14 protein-coding genes are annotated in these 17,233 nt (G+C 37.2%); 4 read left to right on the top strand and 10 right to left on the bottom strand.

Going from position 1 to position 17,233, the window contains the following annotated elements; all coding sequences use genetic code 11:
- Window positions 1-64 precede the first annotated feature (64 nt).
- From AC3FI7_RS09875 to AC3FI7_RS09865, 3 genes are all read right to left on the bottom strand, one after another.
- The gene (locus AC3FI7_RS09875) at window positions 65-877 is read right to left on the bottom strand and encodes a hypothetical protein (RefSeq protein ID WP_126653910.1); all 813 of its coding nucleotides are present in this window, start codon (window positions 875-877) and stop codon (window positions 65-67) included.
- Between the two features lie 410 nt (window positions 878-1,287).
- Window positions 1,288-3,411: a cation:proton antiporter gene (locus AC3FI7_RS09870; protein ID WP_142723226.1), complete on the bottom strand. Its 2,124-nt coding sequence runs from the start codon at window positions 3,409-3,411 to the stop codon at window positions 1,288-1,290.
- Window positions 3,412-3,417: 6 nt separating this feature from the next.
- The gene (locus AC3FI7_RS09865) at window positions 3,418-3,981 is read right to left on the bottom strand and encodes a hypothetical protein (protein WP_142723227.1); all 564 of its coding nucleotides are present in this window, start codon (window positions 3,979-3,981) and stop codon (window positions 3,418-3,420) included.
- Window positions 3,982-4,137: 156 nt separating this feature from the next.
- On the opposite strand from AC3FI7_RS09865, the gene AC3FI7_RS09860 reads away from it, so the two are divergent.
- On the top strand, window positions 4,138-5,067 hold the full coding sequence (locus AC3FI7_RS09860; RefSeq protein WP_491461954.1) for an alpha/beta hydrolase: 930 nt from the start codon (window positions 4,138-4,140) through the stop codon (window positions 5,065-5,067).
- A 94-nt stretch (window positions 5,068-5,161) separates the two neighbouring features.
- Here AC3FI7_RS09860 and AC3FI7_RS09855 read toward each other — a convergent pair whose 3' ends face one another.
- Window positions 5,162-6,070, bottom strand: coding sequence for a DMT family transporter (locus AC3FI7_RS09855; protein ID WP_142723229.1), 909 nt, complete (start codon window positions 6,068-6,070; stop codon window positions 5,162-5,164).
- A 187-nt stretch (window positions 6,071-6,257) separates the two neighbouring features.
- Between AC3FI7_RS09855 and purE the strand changes: the two genes are divergently transcribed.
- Window positions 6,258-6,761, top strand: a complete 504-nt coding sequence (gene purE / locus AC3FI7_RS09850) for a 5-(carboxyamino)imidazole ribonucleotide mutase (protein WP_034699885.1) — start codon at window positions 6,258-6,260, stop codon at window positions 6,759-6,761.
- A gap of 53 nt (window positions 6,762-6,814) precedes the next feature.
- Here the strand turns inward: purE and AC3FI7_RS09845 are convergent, their stop codons facing one another.
- The 5 genes from AC3FI7_RS09845 to ahcY all read right to left on the bottom strand — a co-directional run bounded on the left by AC3FI7_RS09845 (window position 6,815) and on the right by ahcY (window position 13,159).
- Complete coding sequence (locus AC3FI7_RS09845) at window positions 6,815-8,374, bottom strand: BspA family leucine-rich repeat surface protein (protein ID WP_491461953.1); 1,560 nt, start codon at window positions 8,372-8,374, stop codon at window positions 6,815-6,817.
- A 16-nt stretch (window positions 8,375-8,390) separates the two neighbouring features.
- Window positions 8,391-9,950, bottom strand: a complete 1,560-nt coding sequence (locus tag AC3FI7_RS09840) for a BspA family leucine-rich repeat surface protein (RefSeq protein ID WP_491461952.1) — start codon at window positions 9,948-9,950, stop codon at window positions 8,391-8,393.
- A gap of 338 nt (window positions 9,951-10,288) precedes the next feature.
- The gene (gene yiaA / locus AC3FI7_RS09835; RefSeq protein ID WP_142723232.1) at window positions 10,289-10,681 is read right to left on the bottom strand and encodes an inner membrane protein YiaA; all 393 of its coding nucleotides are present in this window, start codon (window positions 10,679-10,681) and stop codon (window positions 10,289-10,291) included.
- Window positions 10,682-10,933: 252 nt separating this feature from the next.
- Entirely contained in the window at window positions 10,934-11,743 is an 810-nt protein-coding gene (locus AC3FI7_RS09830) for a hypothetical protein (RefSeq protein ID WP_491461951.1), read from the bottom strand.
- A gap of 102 nt (window positions 11,744-11,845) precedes the next feature.
- Window positions 11,846-13,159: an adenosylhomocysteinase gene (gene ahcY / locus AC3FI7_RS09825; protein ID WP_142723234.1), complete on the bottom strand. Its 1,314-nt coding sequence runs from the start codon at window positions 13,157-13,159 to the stop codon at window positions 11,846-11,848.
- 228 nt (window positions 13,160-13,387) lie between these two features.
- On the opposite strand from ahcY, the gene AC3FI7_RS09820 reads away from it, so the two are divergent.
- On the top strand, window positions 13,388-14,002 hold the full coding sequence (locus AC3FI7_RS09820) for a 4'-phosphopantetheinyl transferase superfamily protein (RefSeq protein WP_343659246.1): 615 nt from the start codon (window positions 13,388-13,390) through the stop codon (window positions 14,000-14,002).
- Here the strand turns inward: AC3FI7_RS09820 and AC3FI7_RS09815 are convergent.
- Window positions 13,983-16,247: an FUSC family protein gene (locus tag AC3FI7_RS09815; RefSeq protein WP_142723236.1), complete on the bottom strand. Its 2,265-nt coding sequence runs from the start codon at window positions 16,245-16,247 to the stop codon at window positions 13,983-13,985. The genes AC3FI7_RS09820 and AC3FI7_RS09815 overlap by 20 nt on opposite strands.
- Before the next feature lie 223 nt (window positions 16,248-16,470).
- Here AC3FI7_RS09815 and blaCHM point away from each other — a divergent pair, with 223 nt between their 5' ends.
- Complete coding sequence (gene blaCHM, locus AC3FI7_RS09810; protein ID WP_491461950.1) at window positions 16,471-17,229, top strand: CHM family subclass B1 metallo-beta-lactamase; 759 nt, start codon at window positions 16,471-16,473, stop codon at window positions 17,227-17,229.
- The last annotated feature ends 4 nt before the right edge of the window (window positions 17,230-17,233 follow it).

Raw genomic sequence — 17,233 nt, 5'->3', positions numbered from 1 at the left:
TGCACACATGTTGTTTATATCGGGCTAAAGCCCGATTCTATTGATAATATAATTGCTTTTATAATTAAGGCTTCTTAACCACCTCAATATTGTCTTTTTTATAATTGTATTTAATATAAGTTCCTAAAGCTGTTGACAAAACCGAAAATTCGTCCAGAGTTGTAAGCGGTGCATAGAGTTTAAACGTACAAATGTCCGTTGCAGAAATAAAAGGATTGGTTGCCAAATGGCTGTGAGTAGACATTGTTACTGTTCCTCCATTTTCCAATACTGTAGAGGTTGGAATAAGTCTTGAATGAAATTTTTTATGGGAAATAATATTCCCTTCTTTATCAGAAACAAAAAGATAATCATTTCCGAAAGGAATGACTCCGGACTGTGCCGTACCTGGTATTAAATACACTTTATAGTTTTCATTAAACGGGATAATAATCATATTAAGGCTATAGCCTTGTGGTACCGTTACTGCATATTTTGGATCGGATAACTGCGGAATAATGGTAGAACGGATATTTTTTAATGTGGTTTCAGTTTCATTAATTACCCTTTCCTTAAAATTTTCTTTCACAGGTTTTGTTTGGTTATTTTTGAAAGAAAGTTCTGCAATCACCATATTACCGACTTTATTAAGAAAAGAAGTTTTGATGGTGTCATTTTTTTGATAGGTGATATAGCTTCCGGTATTTTCAGCAAGTCTTTTATTGCTACCTACAAGATCTCCTGCATGCCATGATGCATTTTCGTAAGAGTAGAGTAGATTTCCTTCAGTTTTGATAGAGTCCAGTTTCTTTTTCAGCTCTTTATCAGAAAGAGTGAGGTTTTGTGCAGAAAGAATAATGGACATAAAAAAGATGAGAAATCCGATAGTTTGTTTCACAGGTTATTTTTTGCACCAAAATACGAAATTGATCGATTCTAAAAAGGAATTACTGCCATTTTTCCTTTTGTAATTTTAAGAAGAATAGTATAACGTGCTGTATCATAATGATTTGTTGTTGTGATGTATAACGCATTATTTTCACGGCCGAAATAACAGTCTTTTATTTTGTTTTGGAATTCCATTCAATAGGAACGGGCTTTAGCCCGTTCGTTTATAAAAGATTATCAATTCAATCGGCTTCAGCCAAAACTTATTTTTAGGTTTCGGCTAAAACCGAATGCACACATGTTGTTTATATCGGTTTAAAGCCCGATCCTATTGATGCTGAATTATTTAATAATTTAATAAAAAATGATTGTTCAAACACATCAATAATCTCCATCATCCCTCTTCCAGCTCCCTGCCTTTTATTTAAAAATCTTCTGAATCACATTTCCAATCTCCACAAAATCCCCATGATTTCCTACAGAACGTATTTCCGGACTGTTTTTATCGTATTCTGAGAAAGGGAAAATCAGAAGGTAATTATTATCTTTCAGATTCCTGTTCAGAAGCTCCGGAATCAGTCTCATTCGTGGAATATAGGATTTCATTCCCCGTTTGGCCATCAGAATAATCAGGGCTTCATCATCTTTCAGCTGGGCAGCCGTTCTTTCTCCATCCTGCCACGTGTTCATAATGATGAATTCTGCTTCTATATTGGCTTTTTTAATAATTTTCTGAAGGATATCCAGAATATTTTCAGGAGCATAAAATACAATCGTAGCTCCGGAGTTTCTGGCAATGTTCCATACTCTCAGCAAAGCGTGGAAGAATCCGGCTTCCTTATGAGCATTTTCCGGAATCATCACAGCATATTTCTTAATAGTGGACAGAGGCTGTGCCGCATGATATACCAATACATTCACATCATCATTCTGCAGATAACCGTTATAGAGATTGTAAACGAAAGATGGAGAGAAGCCTTTTTCATCCTCCAATCCAATGATGAGATCTGTTATTTTCTGTTCTTTAATCACATTGTTTACCCCGTTGATGACATCGTTGTCATATCTTTTTAAAGCCTGTAGTTTCACATCAGCTGCAGCCGCTGCATCGGCTGCCTGGTGGAGAAGCTTTTCAGCATTCTTTACTGAAGATTCATTTTTATCCTCATTGATGACATTTAAAGCAAACAGGTCTTCTGTATTGGAATGTGCTTTAATCAGAATTCCCAGATTCACCATTCTTTCTACAGTTGCTTCGTGGTTGATTGCCAACAGAATGTTTTCTTCTTCATGGGTAGTTCCGGAAACGGTATCTTCATTATCACTTTCAGCAATTTTCTGAGCACTTGCCATCGAAATGAAGGAGGAAATGGTACACGAAACAAGGATCAGCAGAATACTTCCGTTCAGTACATGTTCATTCAGTAACCTCACGGGTTCTCCGGTTTCAGTTTCTGAGAGGATAATATTATATCCTACCATTACTGAAGCCAGTGTGGCAGCTGCAGAAGCAGAACTCAGACCGAAGATCAGTTTTCCTTCCTCTTTGGTCAGTCTGAATGTTTTTTGGGTAGCCACTGCAGAAAGATATTTTCCTCCGATAGAAGCAACCAGCATAATTCCTGCTACTTCGAGGGTTTCCCAGCTTTTGAAGAACACTTTAAAATCAATCAGCATGCCCACACTGATCAGGAAAAAAGGAATAAAGATGGCATTTCCGACAAACTCAACCCTGTTCATCAGGGAAGAGGTATGAGGAATGAGTCTGTTTAAGGCCAATCCGGCAAAGAATGCTCCGATGATGGCTTCTACACCGGCCAGTTCGGCCAGCATTGCTGCAAGATAAATCATGACCAGTACAAAAATGTACTGAGAGATTTTATCATCCACTCTTTTGAAGAACCAGCGTCCAATAATCGGAAATACAATTAATACAATCAATGCAAAAACCACAAAAGACACAGATAATTTAACCCAGAATTCTGTTCCGACATCTCCCTGAGACATTCCCACAATTACAGCAAGTACCAGTAAGGCCAGAATATCTGTGATCATGGTCCCTCCAACAGTGATGTTAACCGCTTTGTTTTTTGCAATTCCCAGCTTGCTCACCAATGGATAGGCGATAAGAGTATGGGATGAAAAAAGACTGGCAAACAGAATGGAGGTCAGCATGGAGAAGTGAAGAAGGTAATATCCTCCCAGATATCCCAATACAAAGGGGACTGTAAAGGTATAGATCCCAAAGGTGAGACTTTTCCATTTGTTCTTTTTAAAGTCTCCCATATCAATCTCAAGTCCTGCCAGAAACATAATGTAAAGAAGCCCTGTAGTCCCCGTAACAACAATACTGCTGTCTCTGGATAATACATTGAATCCGTTCGGGCCAATGATAGCTCCTGCGATGATAAGTCCCAGCAGATGCGGAACTTTAATTTTATTAAGCAGCAGTGGTGCTGCCAGAATGATGACCAGTACCAACAGGAACTTCAGTACCGGATCTTCTATAGGAAGACTCAGGTTATGTATACTCAGTAAAATCATAAGTGTTTATTTTGTGGAACGTACTAATTCAACAGAGAACTTGGCGGTACAGCCATCTGAGGTGATGGTTCTTGTTCCTTTGATCTTGTTGTCCGAAATATCATTGAGAAGAACGTTCATTTCTACATTCTTTTTGGCTGTAGAGTCTGTTTTAAAAGACAATCGGATCTCATTATTTTCAAATTTGCCTGTATACAGTCTTACCAGATTGTTGTTATTGATAATTTTGGTAATAGGTTGGGTGGAATCGTTATCGAACTCCCAGGTATCGGTACGCTGGTCTCCTACAGCGTAATCACTGCAGTTGGATTCTGTACAGATTACCTTTCCGTTCCATGGCCCGGAAATCTCCGCAGGCCATGTAGCGATCACCACAGAATCTTTTTTGGCAAAAATACTGTCCCTCATTTTCAGGAGCGACTGGTATTCAGACTCTTTTTTGGCAAATAGTTTTTCCTTTTCTAATAATTGTTTCTCCCTGTCCGTCAGGTTTTTTTCCTTCTCTTTATAATCACAGCTTACCAGAAGAAAAGAGGTGGCCAGAAATAAAAAAAATGTGTTTTTCAGCATAGTGTAACGGTTGAAGTATACAATATAAGGAAAATGAAGGAAATATAAAAACCCTTATGAGGCAGATTTAATTTTAATTATTTTTAATAAGTTAAAAAACAGCCGGATAGGTTAGGTAAGATTATTGTTGGTATGTTAGCATTAAAATTGAATGGCATGAAAAATATATTTCTATCATTTTTGTTTCTCAGTACTATTTTTTCAGCACAAAATACAACCGCTGTTCAGGATCAATTACCGTTTGTGAATATTTGGAAAACGATTCCGGATGGTCCTGGTCCCGGAGGTGAAACTGTTATTTCATCCAAAGGTTCTCTCACTCACATCAGCATCCCTAAACTGATCATTCATCAGCCTGCAAATCCCAATGGAATTGCCGTTTTAGTGATCAGTGGAGGCGGATATGCCCATATTGAATCAGGATCAGAAGGGTATCCTGCCTGTGAATGGCTGAAGTCCCTCGGTATTACAGCTTTTGAGCTTTACTACAGGCTTCCAGAAGAAGGATGGGGTATCAGGTCTGTTCCATTTCAGGATGCACAGCGGGCTTTACGGATCATCAGAAAAAATGCAGGGCAGTATAAAATAAACCCTGATCAGATTGGTATTCTGGGATTTTCAGCGGGGGGGCATCTGGCCGGATATATTTCATCTACGTACGATATTCCTTATTATCCTCCTCAGGATGATATTGATAAGGTTTCTGCACAGCCTAATTTTACTGCAATGATCTATCCGGTAGTATCCATGCTGCCACCCAATAATAACACCCATTCATTTAAATCTTTATTAGGACAAAATTCCAATGCTCAGGATCAGGTCAGACTTTCTGTTGAAAAGCAGGTGAATGCTAAGACTCCGATTACTTTTTTGGCTCAGTCTGAAGATGACCCTATTTCTCCAGTAGAAAACAGCATTCTGATGTATCAGGCTTTGAAGGATTATAAAGTACCCGCAGAACTGCATTTATTTCAGTCTGGCGGTCATGGCTGGGGTTTAGGAAAAAAGGGGACTAATACGGGAGAATGGACGGACATGTTTTTAAAATGGCTGAAGGTCAATAGAATTTATAATACTGATCAGTAATTTTCATAAATAGCCTATTGTTTTTTAATTGTATGACATATTTGAAAACAGTTGTTTGTGTGAATTTATTTTTATGAATTCAAATAAAACATGATTATGATTCTATCTTTTGTTTTTTAAACATGGCAGGATTGTAATTGATAACAAAAACGCCCACAATAATCAATACTGCTGCGATGATGAATTTGGCAGAAATTTTTTCATCAAGAATCAGCCAGCTTAAAAAAATGGAAATTATCGTATTGATATAAGCTAATATGGATACCTGAACCGGAGAAACTTTGGTAAGCGCATAATGAAAGGCAAAAAATGCAGCTACAGAACCGAAACAGGATAAATACAACATGGCAGAGATGCTTTTCAGGCTCCAGTTTCCGAAATTATAATTTTCTGTAAAAAGGAAAGCGAAAATGATTTGTATAACACCCGCAAATGCAAACTGATAAAAAAGGTTCAGGGAAATATTTCCGCTTTGAATATTAAGTTTTTTTGTGAAAATTGTTCCCGAGGCCCATCCGGCAATGGCAATAAATAAAAACAGAATACCAAGGGCATAGTCCGGGTTCTTAAGATCATTGATGCCATCCCAGAATATAAAAAGAATTCCGCTGAAGCACAAAACCACCCCTGCAAAAGCCCGCCAGCTGAATTTCTGAAGTCCTAAAGCCATACTTCCGAAAAATACCAGAATAGGGGAGCATGCACTTATCAGTGAAGTCAGGCTGCTTGTGACTTCCTCTTCAGCTACGGTTGTCATCCCGTTGGCAACCACAAGCATTAAAGCTGAAAAGATAAACTGATATTTCAGGTTGTTCCATCCAATCCATTTAAATTCCTTTTTATAGGTAAGAATGAGAAACATGATTATAGCAGCGAGAAATTGCCGTATCCCTGCTACAAACCATGCGGGAATGGTTTCTACCGCAACCCTTATTGATAAAAAAGTAGTACCCCAGACAATAGCAACGGTACATACAGCCAGTGTAAGTTTATAATCTTTCAATATAATGTGGTGTGACAAACAAATGTAAAGTTTTTACAGGAAAAAGAATGGGTACAGTTCTTTCAATTTTTGATGATACAGATATGAGAAAAAAAATTGTTGATTAGGCTTTGCTTATGATAAAAGAACTTCCGGCTTCCAACTTCCGTCATTATTTTCTATCTTTGGACATCTAATAAAATTGAAGATGGTAGGAATTATTATGGGCAGTCAGAGCGATCTGCCGATCATGGAACAGGCTGCAAATTTTCTTAAAAGCCTTGATATCCCTTATGAACTGACAGTAGTTTCAGCACACAGAACACCTGAAAGAATGTTTGATTATGCCAAGACGGCTCAGGAAAGAGGTTTAAAAGTAATCGTGGCAGGAGCAGGAGGAGCAGCTCATCTTCCGGGAATGGTGGCAAGCTGTACGACACTTCCGGTGATCGGAGTTCCGATCTTGTCCAGTAATTCAATAGACGGATGGGATTCTGTTTTATCTATTCTTCAGATGCCTGGCGGAATTCCTGTAGCAACGGTCGCTTTGAACGGAGCTTTGAATGCTGGGATATTGGCAGCAAAAATTTTAGGAAGCGGTAATGAAGAAGTGGCCGCAAAACTTCAGAAATATCAGGATTCTTTAAAAGATAAGGTGTTAGGAACAGTAGATGATATCAAGGCTCAGCATCCTAATCATTTTGACAAATAGTTAATCTCAGTACTCAAAATAAAAGCCTCGCTTTTCAGCGGGGCTTCTTTGTTTTATTTCTTAATGAATTTTGAAGAGAACGTAGAGTGTTTCAGGATGAGCTGTAGAATGTAATTACCTTTTGGTAAAGATCCCACATTGATCATATCTTTATTAGGATTTCCTTCCAATACCAGTCTTCCGCCTGCATCATAAATTTTATATCCTTTTATATCATCTAATCCTTCAATATGAATATCATCCACTGCAGGATTAGGATAAAGCAGGATTTTTTTGCTGAGTTTTATCTCTGATGAAGACAGTAAGCAGTTTCCTACAGTATCTCCAGACATTATCCAGCCTTTATTGATAAGAATATTTCTTTTATCTGTTGCATTGGAAGCGTATGTCAGAGGTGTTGTATTATCTAAATCAATGTTATTGGCCGTGTTAGGATTGTCAGCCCATCCTGCCAGTGTTTTACTGAAATTTTCACAATCCATTCCTGCCCCCATCAAAGCCTGTGCACCGATAGTCAGGGAGGCCAGATTCCAGCTTGCAAGAGAGTGATTAAAGTTCGGAGTCTCTTTAAGAATCTGGTCTATTCTGGTAACTTTTGTCATATCCCAATTTTCTAAAGAATGATTAAAAGCTGTACAGCCATGAATAGCATGAGCCATATTCGTAACTTTAGAAGTATTCCAGTTGTTTAAAGATTGATTGAAGGCAGAATCAAAGTGGAACATAAAGCGGATGTCTTCAAGGCTCGAGGTATCCCAGTTGTTCAGAGGCTGATTGTAGCTTGGGCAAAGAGCAAACATCCATTTCATATCAGTCACTTTCGAAACATTCCAATTGTTTACCGACTGGTTAAATATTCCTCTTCCCGCAAACATAAAACTGAGGTCAGTTGCCGATGACATGTTCCAGCTATTAAGATAAGGAGAATTGAACTGATCGGGGAGGGAGGTGTTGATACTATCATACATAATAGCAAACATAAATCTGAAGTTCTTAATTGTTGAAGTATTCCAGTTCTGCATAGAGCTGGCACCCGTAAAGCTTTTTATACCATAAAACATATAAGAGGCATCTTCAACATTGCTAAGGTTAGGAATATCAGTTGCAGTGATCTGAATGATTTTACAGTGACCGAATGCACTGTTCATAGAAGTCCAGGCGATGTTTCCCCACTGTTCTATTTCCAATATTTTATCGGCACTGCCGTTGATCTGCCAGATCGGGAAGATCTGATCCGGAAGCTGAACTTCCTGTACATCGCCGAATTTTATTTGTCTGAAAATACCGTTGCCGTTGCTTACTTTTACTCTGTATTTTGCAGCATCCTTATCTCCGAATGACATCCCGAAATCAATAAAAACCTGTTTTGTGGAAGTTACACCGATCAGGCTTCCATTGTGCTGGGGAAAACCCACTTCTTCCCAGTAAATATCATAGTTTTCACCAATTCCGGGAAACCATATTTGTTGATCGTTAGCCTGATAGGGAGCACTTACAGTAATAGGCTGTATCACTGTAGAAGCAGGCTTCCAGATGGTGATAAATTCATTCTGGGCTTTTATCATGTATACCATCAAAATTAAAAAGACTGCCAAAAATTTTTTCAGTATCATATTGGGTACTTTATGGTTATTTCTTAATTAATTTTGAAGAAAATGTTTTTTCTTTCGTGATAAGCTGTATGATGTAATTTCCTTTGGGTAAAGAGCTTACATTGATGGCATCTCTGTTAGGATTTCCTTCCTTTACGAGTCTTCCGCTTGCCTCATAAATTTTATAATTTTTAATATCACTTAGGCCTTCAATATGGATATCATCTACTGCAGGATTAGGATAAAGCGAAAGTTTTTTACTCAGCTTTACATCTGATGAAGACAATAAACAGCTTCCAACAGTATCACCTGTGAATGACCACCCTTTATTGATGAGAATATCTCTTTTGTCTGATACATTGGAAGCATATTTTAATACTGTTAAAGGACCTAATGAGATATTGTTCGCCGTATTGGGATTATCTGCCCATCCCATGAGTGTTTTACTGTAATTTTCGCAATTAAGTCCTGATAATGTTAAAGAACCGTTACCATTGATAAGAGAAGCCAAATTCCAGTTTCCTAATGGCTGATTGTAGCTTGTTGCACCATTCAGTATATGATCAATTCTCTCTACTTTAGTCATGTCCCAATTTTCTAAAGACTGATTAAAGGATGTGCAACCATGAAATATATGAGCCATATTGGTAACGTTGGAAGTGTTCCAGTTTAACTGCTGATTGAAGACAGGAATCATATGAAGCATAAAGTGCATATCTTCAAGGTTTGATGTATCCCAGTTATCCAGACGCTGATTGAAGCTTAAACACTGGCCAAACATCCAGCTCATATCAGTTACTTTTGATACATCCCAGCTGTTAAGAGTCTGGTTAAAATGGGTTCTGTTTGAAAACATATAGCTAAGATTCGTGGCAGATGACATATTCCAGCTGTCAAGATAAGGCGGGTTGAATTGCTCTGTCAGCCCAGGTGGCGATGGTGTATCAAATAAAAGTGAAAACATAAAACTGAAATTCCGGATCTTCGAAGTATCCCAGTTTTGCATAGAGCTTGCGCCTTTAAAATTGGTAGTACCATAAAACATGAAAGAAGCATCCTCCACATTATTAAGTTTCGGAGTATCTGTGGCAGTAAGCTCCATCAGCCTGCATAGACTGAAGGCGCAGTTCATACTCGTCCATGAAATATTACCCCACTGTTCTATTTCTAGTAATTTATCTGTACTTCCATTGATCTGCCAGATGGGGATGAGTTGCTCGGGACCGGGAAATAGTTGGGATGTTCCGAATCTGATTTGTCTGAATGTACCGCTGCCATTGCTCACTTTTACCCTGTATTTTGCATCGGGCCCGTCTGAAAAGGAAGTTCCAAAATCAATAAAAACCTGCTTTGTGGAAGTGACATTGGTAAGAGTCCCGTTGTGTTGGGGGTATCCTACTTCCTCCCAGTAAATATCATAATTGTCACCAATTCCGGGAAACCATATCTGCTGAGAATTTGCCTGATAAGGAGCATCTACGTTTACGGGCGGTAAAACAGTAGACCCAGGTTTCCAGATGGTAATGAATTCATTCTGGGCTTTCACCAGGAAGACCAGCATAAAAAAAAAGAATGTTGGAATTTTTTTTAAGATCATGTTTATCGTTTTATAGGTATTAGTTTTGTCTTTGGTTACTGTTTGATAAATAGGAGAGGATAGATCCTATTGTTCATCAAAACCTGTTAGAGAATGAATATGGAATTATTAGCACTTTCCTATAGGACTTTACCGGATATATTTTTTTGTACAATGAAATGATAATATATGTAGAGAAAAGGTAAAAGTTTTTGTACATGTCATTAGTTTGTGAAATAAACATAGCTAAAATACAAAAAACTTAATATATTTTTAACTTTGTTGTAAAATTAACAGTATTTTATGTTGTTTAATGAAGCTATATAAATAAAAAACTCTCCAAAATGGAGAGTTCTGCTTTATTCCTGAATCATATTATCACGTGTATTTTTCTGGACTGCTATGGCTCCGAAGAGAGCGAGCAAAAACGCAAAGGCATAAAAACCTTTTTCACTGGGAAGAATGGTTGCATTCCATAGTCCGATCGCAAGTAATACAATAGATGATAATGTTGCAAACCAACAGATCCCATAATAAATATCTGTTACCTGAATGTTTTCCAATCTGTCTCTTACCGCCTTTTGCAGTGAAACAACGGCAAATAGACCATAAAGAAGAATGGTGAAATAATACCCTTTTTCATTCAGCTGCATTTCAGCTCTTGCAAGGCCGACAATGAACCCGATCATTCCTGCTCCCAATGCTACCCACGATGCAGCGATAAATGCATTCGATACCTTTTGTTTTTTCATAGATTAATGTTTTATTTAGGAGGGCTAAGATATTCATTTTTTATAAACAGAGCCTTAGTAAAGTTGAAATATGTGTAAAATACGGACACTGTATATTTATTAATTTTTACGCTTAAACTAAAGTCCGTTTCTTTGGGTAATTATAAAAATAAACTCAGAGAACATATCAATCATCTCAGCTGCACATCACCCGAATCTCACTCTCATAACTCATCTATCATAAAAAACTCCCCAAACCGGAGAGCTTAATCCTTATTGAGTGATATATTCATAGTTGTACTGAACGGAAAGGCTTCCATCAGCTTCTTTTCCGACAACCTGAACCGGTAATCCTGAACTGTTGTATTGTATAGTGTAAGTTACAGTCTGGCTTTGCTGCCATACTCCGTTATTTTTAAAGCTTATTTTTTCTACGAGATAATTATTCTTGCTTAAAGTATAAGCTCCTCCCATCATAATTTTAATATACTTATTGATATTGGTGTAAGGATTGAGCTTGTCATCATAAGAAAAATCACTTTTGTTGCTGTAAGTTATAGTTCCTCCCAATGTTGACGTTTCAGATGAAATATTATCTCCATTATAGACATACGTATCAGTCCCGGGGTTGGAACATTCAGGATTCTGACAGAGTGTGGAGGAGATCACCTGTCCGTTAGTATTATAAGTATAGGTGACTGTCCTGTTATAATTAGCGTTTGTGTAAATCGCTTTTACGTTTGTCAGCCGATCACCATTGTAAGTATAGACTGAATAATAATCTACCGTACCATCTGACTTATAATAGTTTGTTTTTGAAGGTTTTCCGGTATTGTCATACTCGAAGGTTGAAGTTCTTCCTTCTGAAATTGTTTTGATTAATTGTCTCTGATTGTTATAACTCAAAGTTGAAACAGTTGTTTCAGGATTGGAAGGATTATCGTAATAAACGGTGGTTATCTTACTCAATAACAGCTGAGGCTGTTCGGAAGGTGTATTCGTGCCCTCATTATCATCATTGCTGCTGCAGCTGTTAAAGAATACGACTGAGCTCATGAGTCCCAGAAATAAGAATTTTTTCATGTTATTTTTTTTGTGGACAAAAATAAGAAATACTGGGTAGTATCACATAAAAAATCCCACTATCTTATCAATAGTGGGATTATATCATGTTGTATTAAGATCTTAGTATCTGTAATATTCCGGCTTGAATGGCCCTTGTACGTCTACTCCGATATAGGCAGCCTGCTCAGGAGAAAGAGTTTCAAGCTCTACGCTTAATTTCTTAAGGTGTAAAGCTGCTACTTTTTCATCTAAGTGCTTAGGAAGCGTGTATACTTCATTTTTATAAGCTGCAGCGTTATTCCATAATTCGATCTGAGCCAAAGTCTGGTTGGAGAAAGAGTTTGACATAACGAAACTTGGGTGGCCTGTAGCACATCCTAAATTTACAAGTCTACCTTCTGCAAGGATGATCACTTCTTTTCCTTCAACAGTATAAATATCAACCTGAGGCTTCACTTCAGACTTCGTATGACCATAGTTTTTGTTCAACCAAGCCATATCGATTTCATTATCGAAGTGACCGATGTTACAAACGATCGCTTTATCTTTCATTTTAAGGAAATGCTCTCCTCTTACGATATTGAAGTTACCAGTTGTAGTGATGATGATATCAGCATTGTCTACTACAGTGTCTAATCTTTTTACTTCATAGCCGTCCATAGCTGCCTGAAGCGCACAGATCGGATCAATTTCCGTAACGGTAACAATAGAACCCGCTCCTCTGAATGAAGCAGCAGTCCCTTTACCTACATCTCCATAACCGCAAACTACCACTCTTTTTCCGGCTAACATTACGTCTGTAGCTCTTCTTACCGCATCTACAGCAGATTCCTTACATCCGTATTTGTTGTCGAATTTAGATTTGGTTACTGAATCATTTACATTGATTGCAGGCATTACTAAAGTTCCGTTCTTCATTCTTTCATACAGCCTGTGTACTCCTGTAGTGGTTTCTTCAGAAAGCCCTTTAATATCTTTTGTTAATTCAGGGTATTTATCAAAAACCATGTTTGTTAAATCTCCACCATCATCCAGAATCATGTTTAATGGTTTTCTGTCTTCACCAAAGAATAAAGTCTGCTCAATACACCAGTCAAATTCTTCTTCGTTTAAACCTTTCCATGCGTACACCGGAATTCCTGCAGCAGCAATAGCAGCAGCAGCGTGATCCTGTGTAGAGAAAATATTACAAGATGACCAGGTAACTTCAGCTCCTAAAGCTACCAAAGTCTCGATAAGCACAGCCGTTTGGATGGTCATGTGAAGACATCCTGCGATTCTTGCTCCTTTCAGTGGCTGAGACGGACCGTATTCTTCACGGATAGACATCAGACCAGGCATTTCTGCTTCAGCAAGGGTAATTTCTTTTCTACCCCATTCTGCAAGGGAGATATCCTTAACTTTATAAGGAAGGTATTGTGTTGTAGTACTCATATGTAATGAATAATTTTAAATTCAATTGATAATGAAAGGCAAAATTACGATTAATAATTAAGATATAAAAACGACAGATCAACTTAAGATCTATGAGATTCAACATGAAATTCTGAAGCATGGAAGAAAGTTCTCGCTATGATTAATCTTTATACACTTCAAGCCACCTCCATCCTTCATCTTTTTTCGAATGATTTCTTTTCACTATTTTTGTCCAATAAAAAAACAATGCCCCTTTACCGAGATTTTTCAGATGATAATGCCACCATCCTTGTTTGGAAGTATGATGAAAGTGAAGAACTTGATATCAATGAACTTCTGGAACCTGAAAATGCAGAAAAAGTAAAAGATTATCATCCTAAAAAATTGCTGGAAGTTCTGATGGTGCGTAAGCTTCTGAAAGGGTTGAAGCCTGGTTCTAAAATCTTATACAAAGAGAGAGAGCCTTTTCTTTCTCCATATGATGCAGAAATTTCCATTACCCATTCTTTTCCCTTTGCCGCAATTGCCATTTCTAAAAGCAAAATAGGAATTGATATTGAAAAATTTAATCCTAAGATTTTAAGGGTCATTGATAAGTTTACCTACGAAAATGAGCGTGGGTTTATTCCTGAAGATAAAGCAGATACCTTTTATACTATCATATGGAGTGTGAAGGAAAGTATGTACAAAATTCATCATTCAAAGTACTGGTCGTTAAAGAAAAACTATGAAGTAAAGCCTTTTGAGCTGAAGCATCTTCATAAAATAAGCTGCAGGGTATATGATGATCAGTTTTCTGATGAATTCAAAGCCAGGGTAGAGTTTTTTGATGATTACTGCTTTACGATTGTGGAGGAGTAGGGGTTGTTTCGTTTCTGTACTTTTCGATCACTTTTCTCTGTTCTTTCGCTACATCGTAGATCAGTTCCAGAATATCCTGGATATTTTTAAGCTCTGTCAGGTGTGATATCTTATCAGGATCTCTTCTGTCTGTAATATCATTTTCCTCAATTTCAGTTTTTCTTTTCAGCAGCATGTCTTCAATGGAAGAATCTTCAGGCTCAAGACGGCTTTCCATTTTCAGTGTTTCATTGATATCATTTCCGTTGAGAAGGGCAGAAGTTTGCTGCATCTCTGCTTCAATCTTTCTGCTCCAGCTTTCAGCATCTATTTCCGGATACTGCTCATTGCTTTTGGAATATTGAGACAGGGAAGCGGTGTATGCTGTAATAAGATGTGATGTTGCTACAAACTGATGGACAACTTCCAGTTTTTTCTGCTGGTTTTTAGGATCAGAAATCATCCTCTGGAAATTATCGGAAAGGTTGGCTAAAGAAATGATGGCATTCTTTCGCTTTACCTTATAATCTTCAAGGTCAAAATTTCCCTTCAGAAATTTTGAAATCACACTCTGGAAGTAGATGAGGTTATCTGTTGCGGACTTTTTCATCAGGTCCAGATTTTGTGTATGTTCCCAAACGGGCAATACAATGTAAGATACCACAAAAGCGATAATTCCGGCAATAGCCGTATCAACAATTCTGTCTTTAAAAATAATATTGACTTTCCCCGGATTCAGAAAATTAAAGCTCAGGAAAATATAGATGGTCATGAATAAAACTGCCCAGAAATACCGCCCTTTTAAAAAACTGAAACACATGATCATACTGATAAGCAGGATAGCGAATAGCAGTCCGTTGATATGTATGAAATACAGAATGGCATAAGCAATAACAGCTCCTGCAATGGTTCCGTAAAGACGAAGAAGATTTCTCTGCTTGGTAATGGAATAGGCAGGTTTCAGAATAGCTGTAATGGTGATTAATATCCAGTAGGTATGCCCCAGTCCCAGAAAATCAAACATAGAAAAAAGATATCCTAACAGCAATGCGGTTGTAATTCTGATTGCATGGCGGAAATGGGATGATGATAAGGAAATATTATTTCTTAATACCTTAGCGTTAAGCTTAGGTTCATTGGGCATAAATTTCCTTAAGTCCAGTCCTGTAGATAAACTTTTTGCCAGCTTTATATCCTGTGAAAACACTTTGTAGATTTCGTTGATTTCTTTGGTAATCTCATAAATACGCATCAGGATCTGTCGCAGGATCATGAAGTTTTCAAGGTTATCAGGAGAAAGCTGCTTATTTCTGAGTTCGAAATAATTATAATTAAGATTCTTTAATTCCAGTTCGAGATTGAACATAGGTTTTGCTCTTGTACCGCTTTGAAGAGCAATTCCAATATTGGTAATCTCTTCTGCCAAAAGATTAAGGTAATCATGAATATTGACCAGGATCATACTTTCTTCAAAGCTCTGCTGTAACTTTTGATAATCGCTTTCAGAGGTCATCAGCTTTTCATGAAGGTCCATAGAATTCAGGAACATCAACATCAGTAAACGGCTGGTTGTTGTAGATTCATTGACGATTGTTCTTGTTTTAAAAACTGTTTCCCTGGTGTCTTCCTGCAGGTTTTTTATTTCAATCTGCTTGGCAATAACCTGAGTGGTCAGCCTATTAAAATCCGGATTTTTCTGGTAATAACTGGCTTTGATCTTTAAAAATTCGGCAAGCTGAAGATAATTTTCTCCAATCATCTGGCTTGCCAGTTTATAAGGACGAATTGTTGTTACAATAAGGAATATGAGTAAAAACCATGTACAGCCGGAAGCAAATATCAGCAGGCTTTTAAAGATATTATTTCCTGTAAGATGTCCGTCAATAAAGATAGCGAGTACAACAAGGGATAGTGAACCTACTGCAGCCAGTCTTTGTCCGTAAACTCCGATAAGGGAAAAAAACATCCCAAATACGATGATTTCAAGAAGTACCAGTATCTTGATGCTCATCACGAGACTGGCAATGAGCGCTACCAATACAAAACTGCAGATTGCAAAGGTAAGAGCATTTCTTCTGCGGATGAAAGGGCCTGGCTGATCTGTGAGAGCTACAAAGCTGGTTCCGAGTGGGAATAGAAAATATTCCATTAAGATCCCAAAGTGAGCGAGAACTAAACATGGCAGAACAGTAGCTAATGTAATTCTGATCGCAGAATATACATACTGACTGGTTACGAATTTTTTGAGTTCCGCTGAATAGTTCATACTACAAAAATAGCTATTGAATTTAAGAAAATCGCCATAAAAAAGATACTTTTATCAACTTAAATGTTATATTTTTTTTAAGTAGGTTATTGTATCATTTAAAATAAACTGACAGATGAAGCAGATTCATAATGTATTGCTTGACCAGTTTTAACACAACAGCTAACAAATCTTGTTCCATGAATTCTTATCTTAGATTATCTCAATTTTAAATAATAGTTTTATGAAATTCATTATTAAAAATGTATGTATCATTTTGTGTTCTTTTATCATTTTAAGTTGTAGTTCACAAAACAAGAACGGTTTTAAAGCAAAGAAAATTTATGAATCAAAAGACTTGGTTATCACTCAGATTTCGGAAAATTCTTTTATACATACTTCTTTTAAACAGACGAATGATTTCGGGAATGTGCCCTGTAATGGACTGATTGTAAAAGATCACAACGAAACTATTGTTTTTGATACTCCTACTCAGGATAAAAGTTCAGAAGAGCTGATACGATGGATCAATGAAAAGTTGCATGCTAAGATCAATGCAATTATTCCAACCCATTTTCATGATGACAGTTTAGGAGGATTGATGGCTTTTCATAAACATAATATTCCCTCTTATTCATATGCTAAAACAATTGAATTAGCCAAAGAGAATAATTTTGTCATTCCTGAAAACAGTTTTAATGATGCTGTTATTTTAAAGGTAGGAGATAAAGATGTTGTTGCAAAGTTTTTTGGTGAGGGACATACAAAAGATAATGTTGTAGGATATTTTCCAGGTGAAAATATTTTGTTTGGAGGCTGTTTATTAAAAGAGCTTGAGGCAGGTAAAGGATATTTGGGAGATGCTAATATTTCTGCATGGTCCAAAACCGTTGAGAAAGTTAAAAAAGAATATCCCAATGTGAAGGTTGTAGTTCCGGGGCATGGAGATTATGGAGATGGAAAGCTCCTTGATTATACCATTGATTTATTCAAAGGTCAATAGTGAA

The sequence above is a fragment of the Chryseobacterium sp. TQ-BC-N36 genome (assembly GCF_058382295.1).
This window is presented reverse-complemented; position numbering and strand designations above follow the sequence as displayed.

Coding starts and splice junctions, on each gene's coding strand:
- AC3FI7_RS09870 (WP_142723226.1), bottom strand. CDS start 3,411: ATGATTTTACTGAGTATACATAACCTGAGTCTTCCTATAGAAGATCCG.
- AC3FI7_RS09865 (WP_142723227.1), bottom strand. CDS start 3,981: ATGCTGAAAAACACATTTTTTTTATTTCTGGCCACCTCTTTTCTTCTG.
- AC3FI7_RS09860 (WP_491461954.1), top strand. CDS start 4,138: ATGAAAAATATATTTCTATCATTTTTGTTTCTCAGTACTATTTTTTCA.
- purE (WP_034699885.1), top strand. CDS start 6,258: ATGGTAGGAATTATTATGGGCAGTCAGAGCGATCTGCCGATCATGGAA.
- AC3FI7_RS09845 (WP_491461953.1), bottom strand. CDS start 8,374: ATGATACTGAAAAAATTTTTGGCAGTCTTTTTAATTTTGATGGTATAC.
- AC3FI7_RS09840 (WP_491461952.1), bottom strand. CDS start 9,950: ATGATCTTAAAAAAAATTCCAACATTCTTTTTTTTTATGCTGGTCTTC.
- yiaA (WP_142723232.1), bottom strand. CDS start 10,681: ATGAAAAAACAAAAGGTATCGAATGCATTTATCGCTGCATCGTGGGTA.
- AC3FI7_RS09830 (WP_491461951.1), bottom strand. CDS start 11,743: ATGAAAAAATTCTTATTTCTGGGACTCATGAGCTCAGTCGTATTCTTT.
- ahcY (WP_142723234.1), bottom strand. CDS start 13,159: ATGAGTACTACAACACAATACCTTCCTTATAAAGTTAAGGATATCTCC.
- AC3FI7_RS09820 (WP_343659246.1), top strand. CDS start 13,388: ATGCCCCTTTACCGAGATTTTTCAGATGATAATGCCACCATCCTTGTT.
- AC3FI7_RS09815 (WP_142723236.1), bottom strand. CDS start 16,247: ATGAACTATTCAGCGGAACTCAAAAAATTCGTAACCAGTCAGTATGTA.
- blaCHM (WP_491461950.1), top strand. CDS start 16,471: ATGAAATTCATTATTAAAAATGTATGTATCATTTTGTGTTCTTTTATC.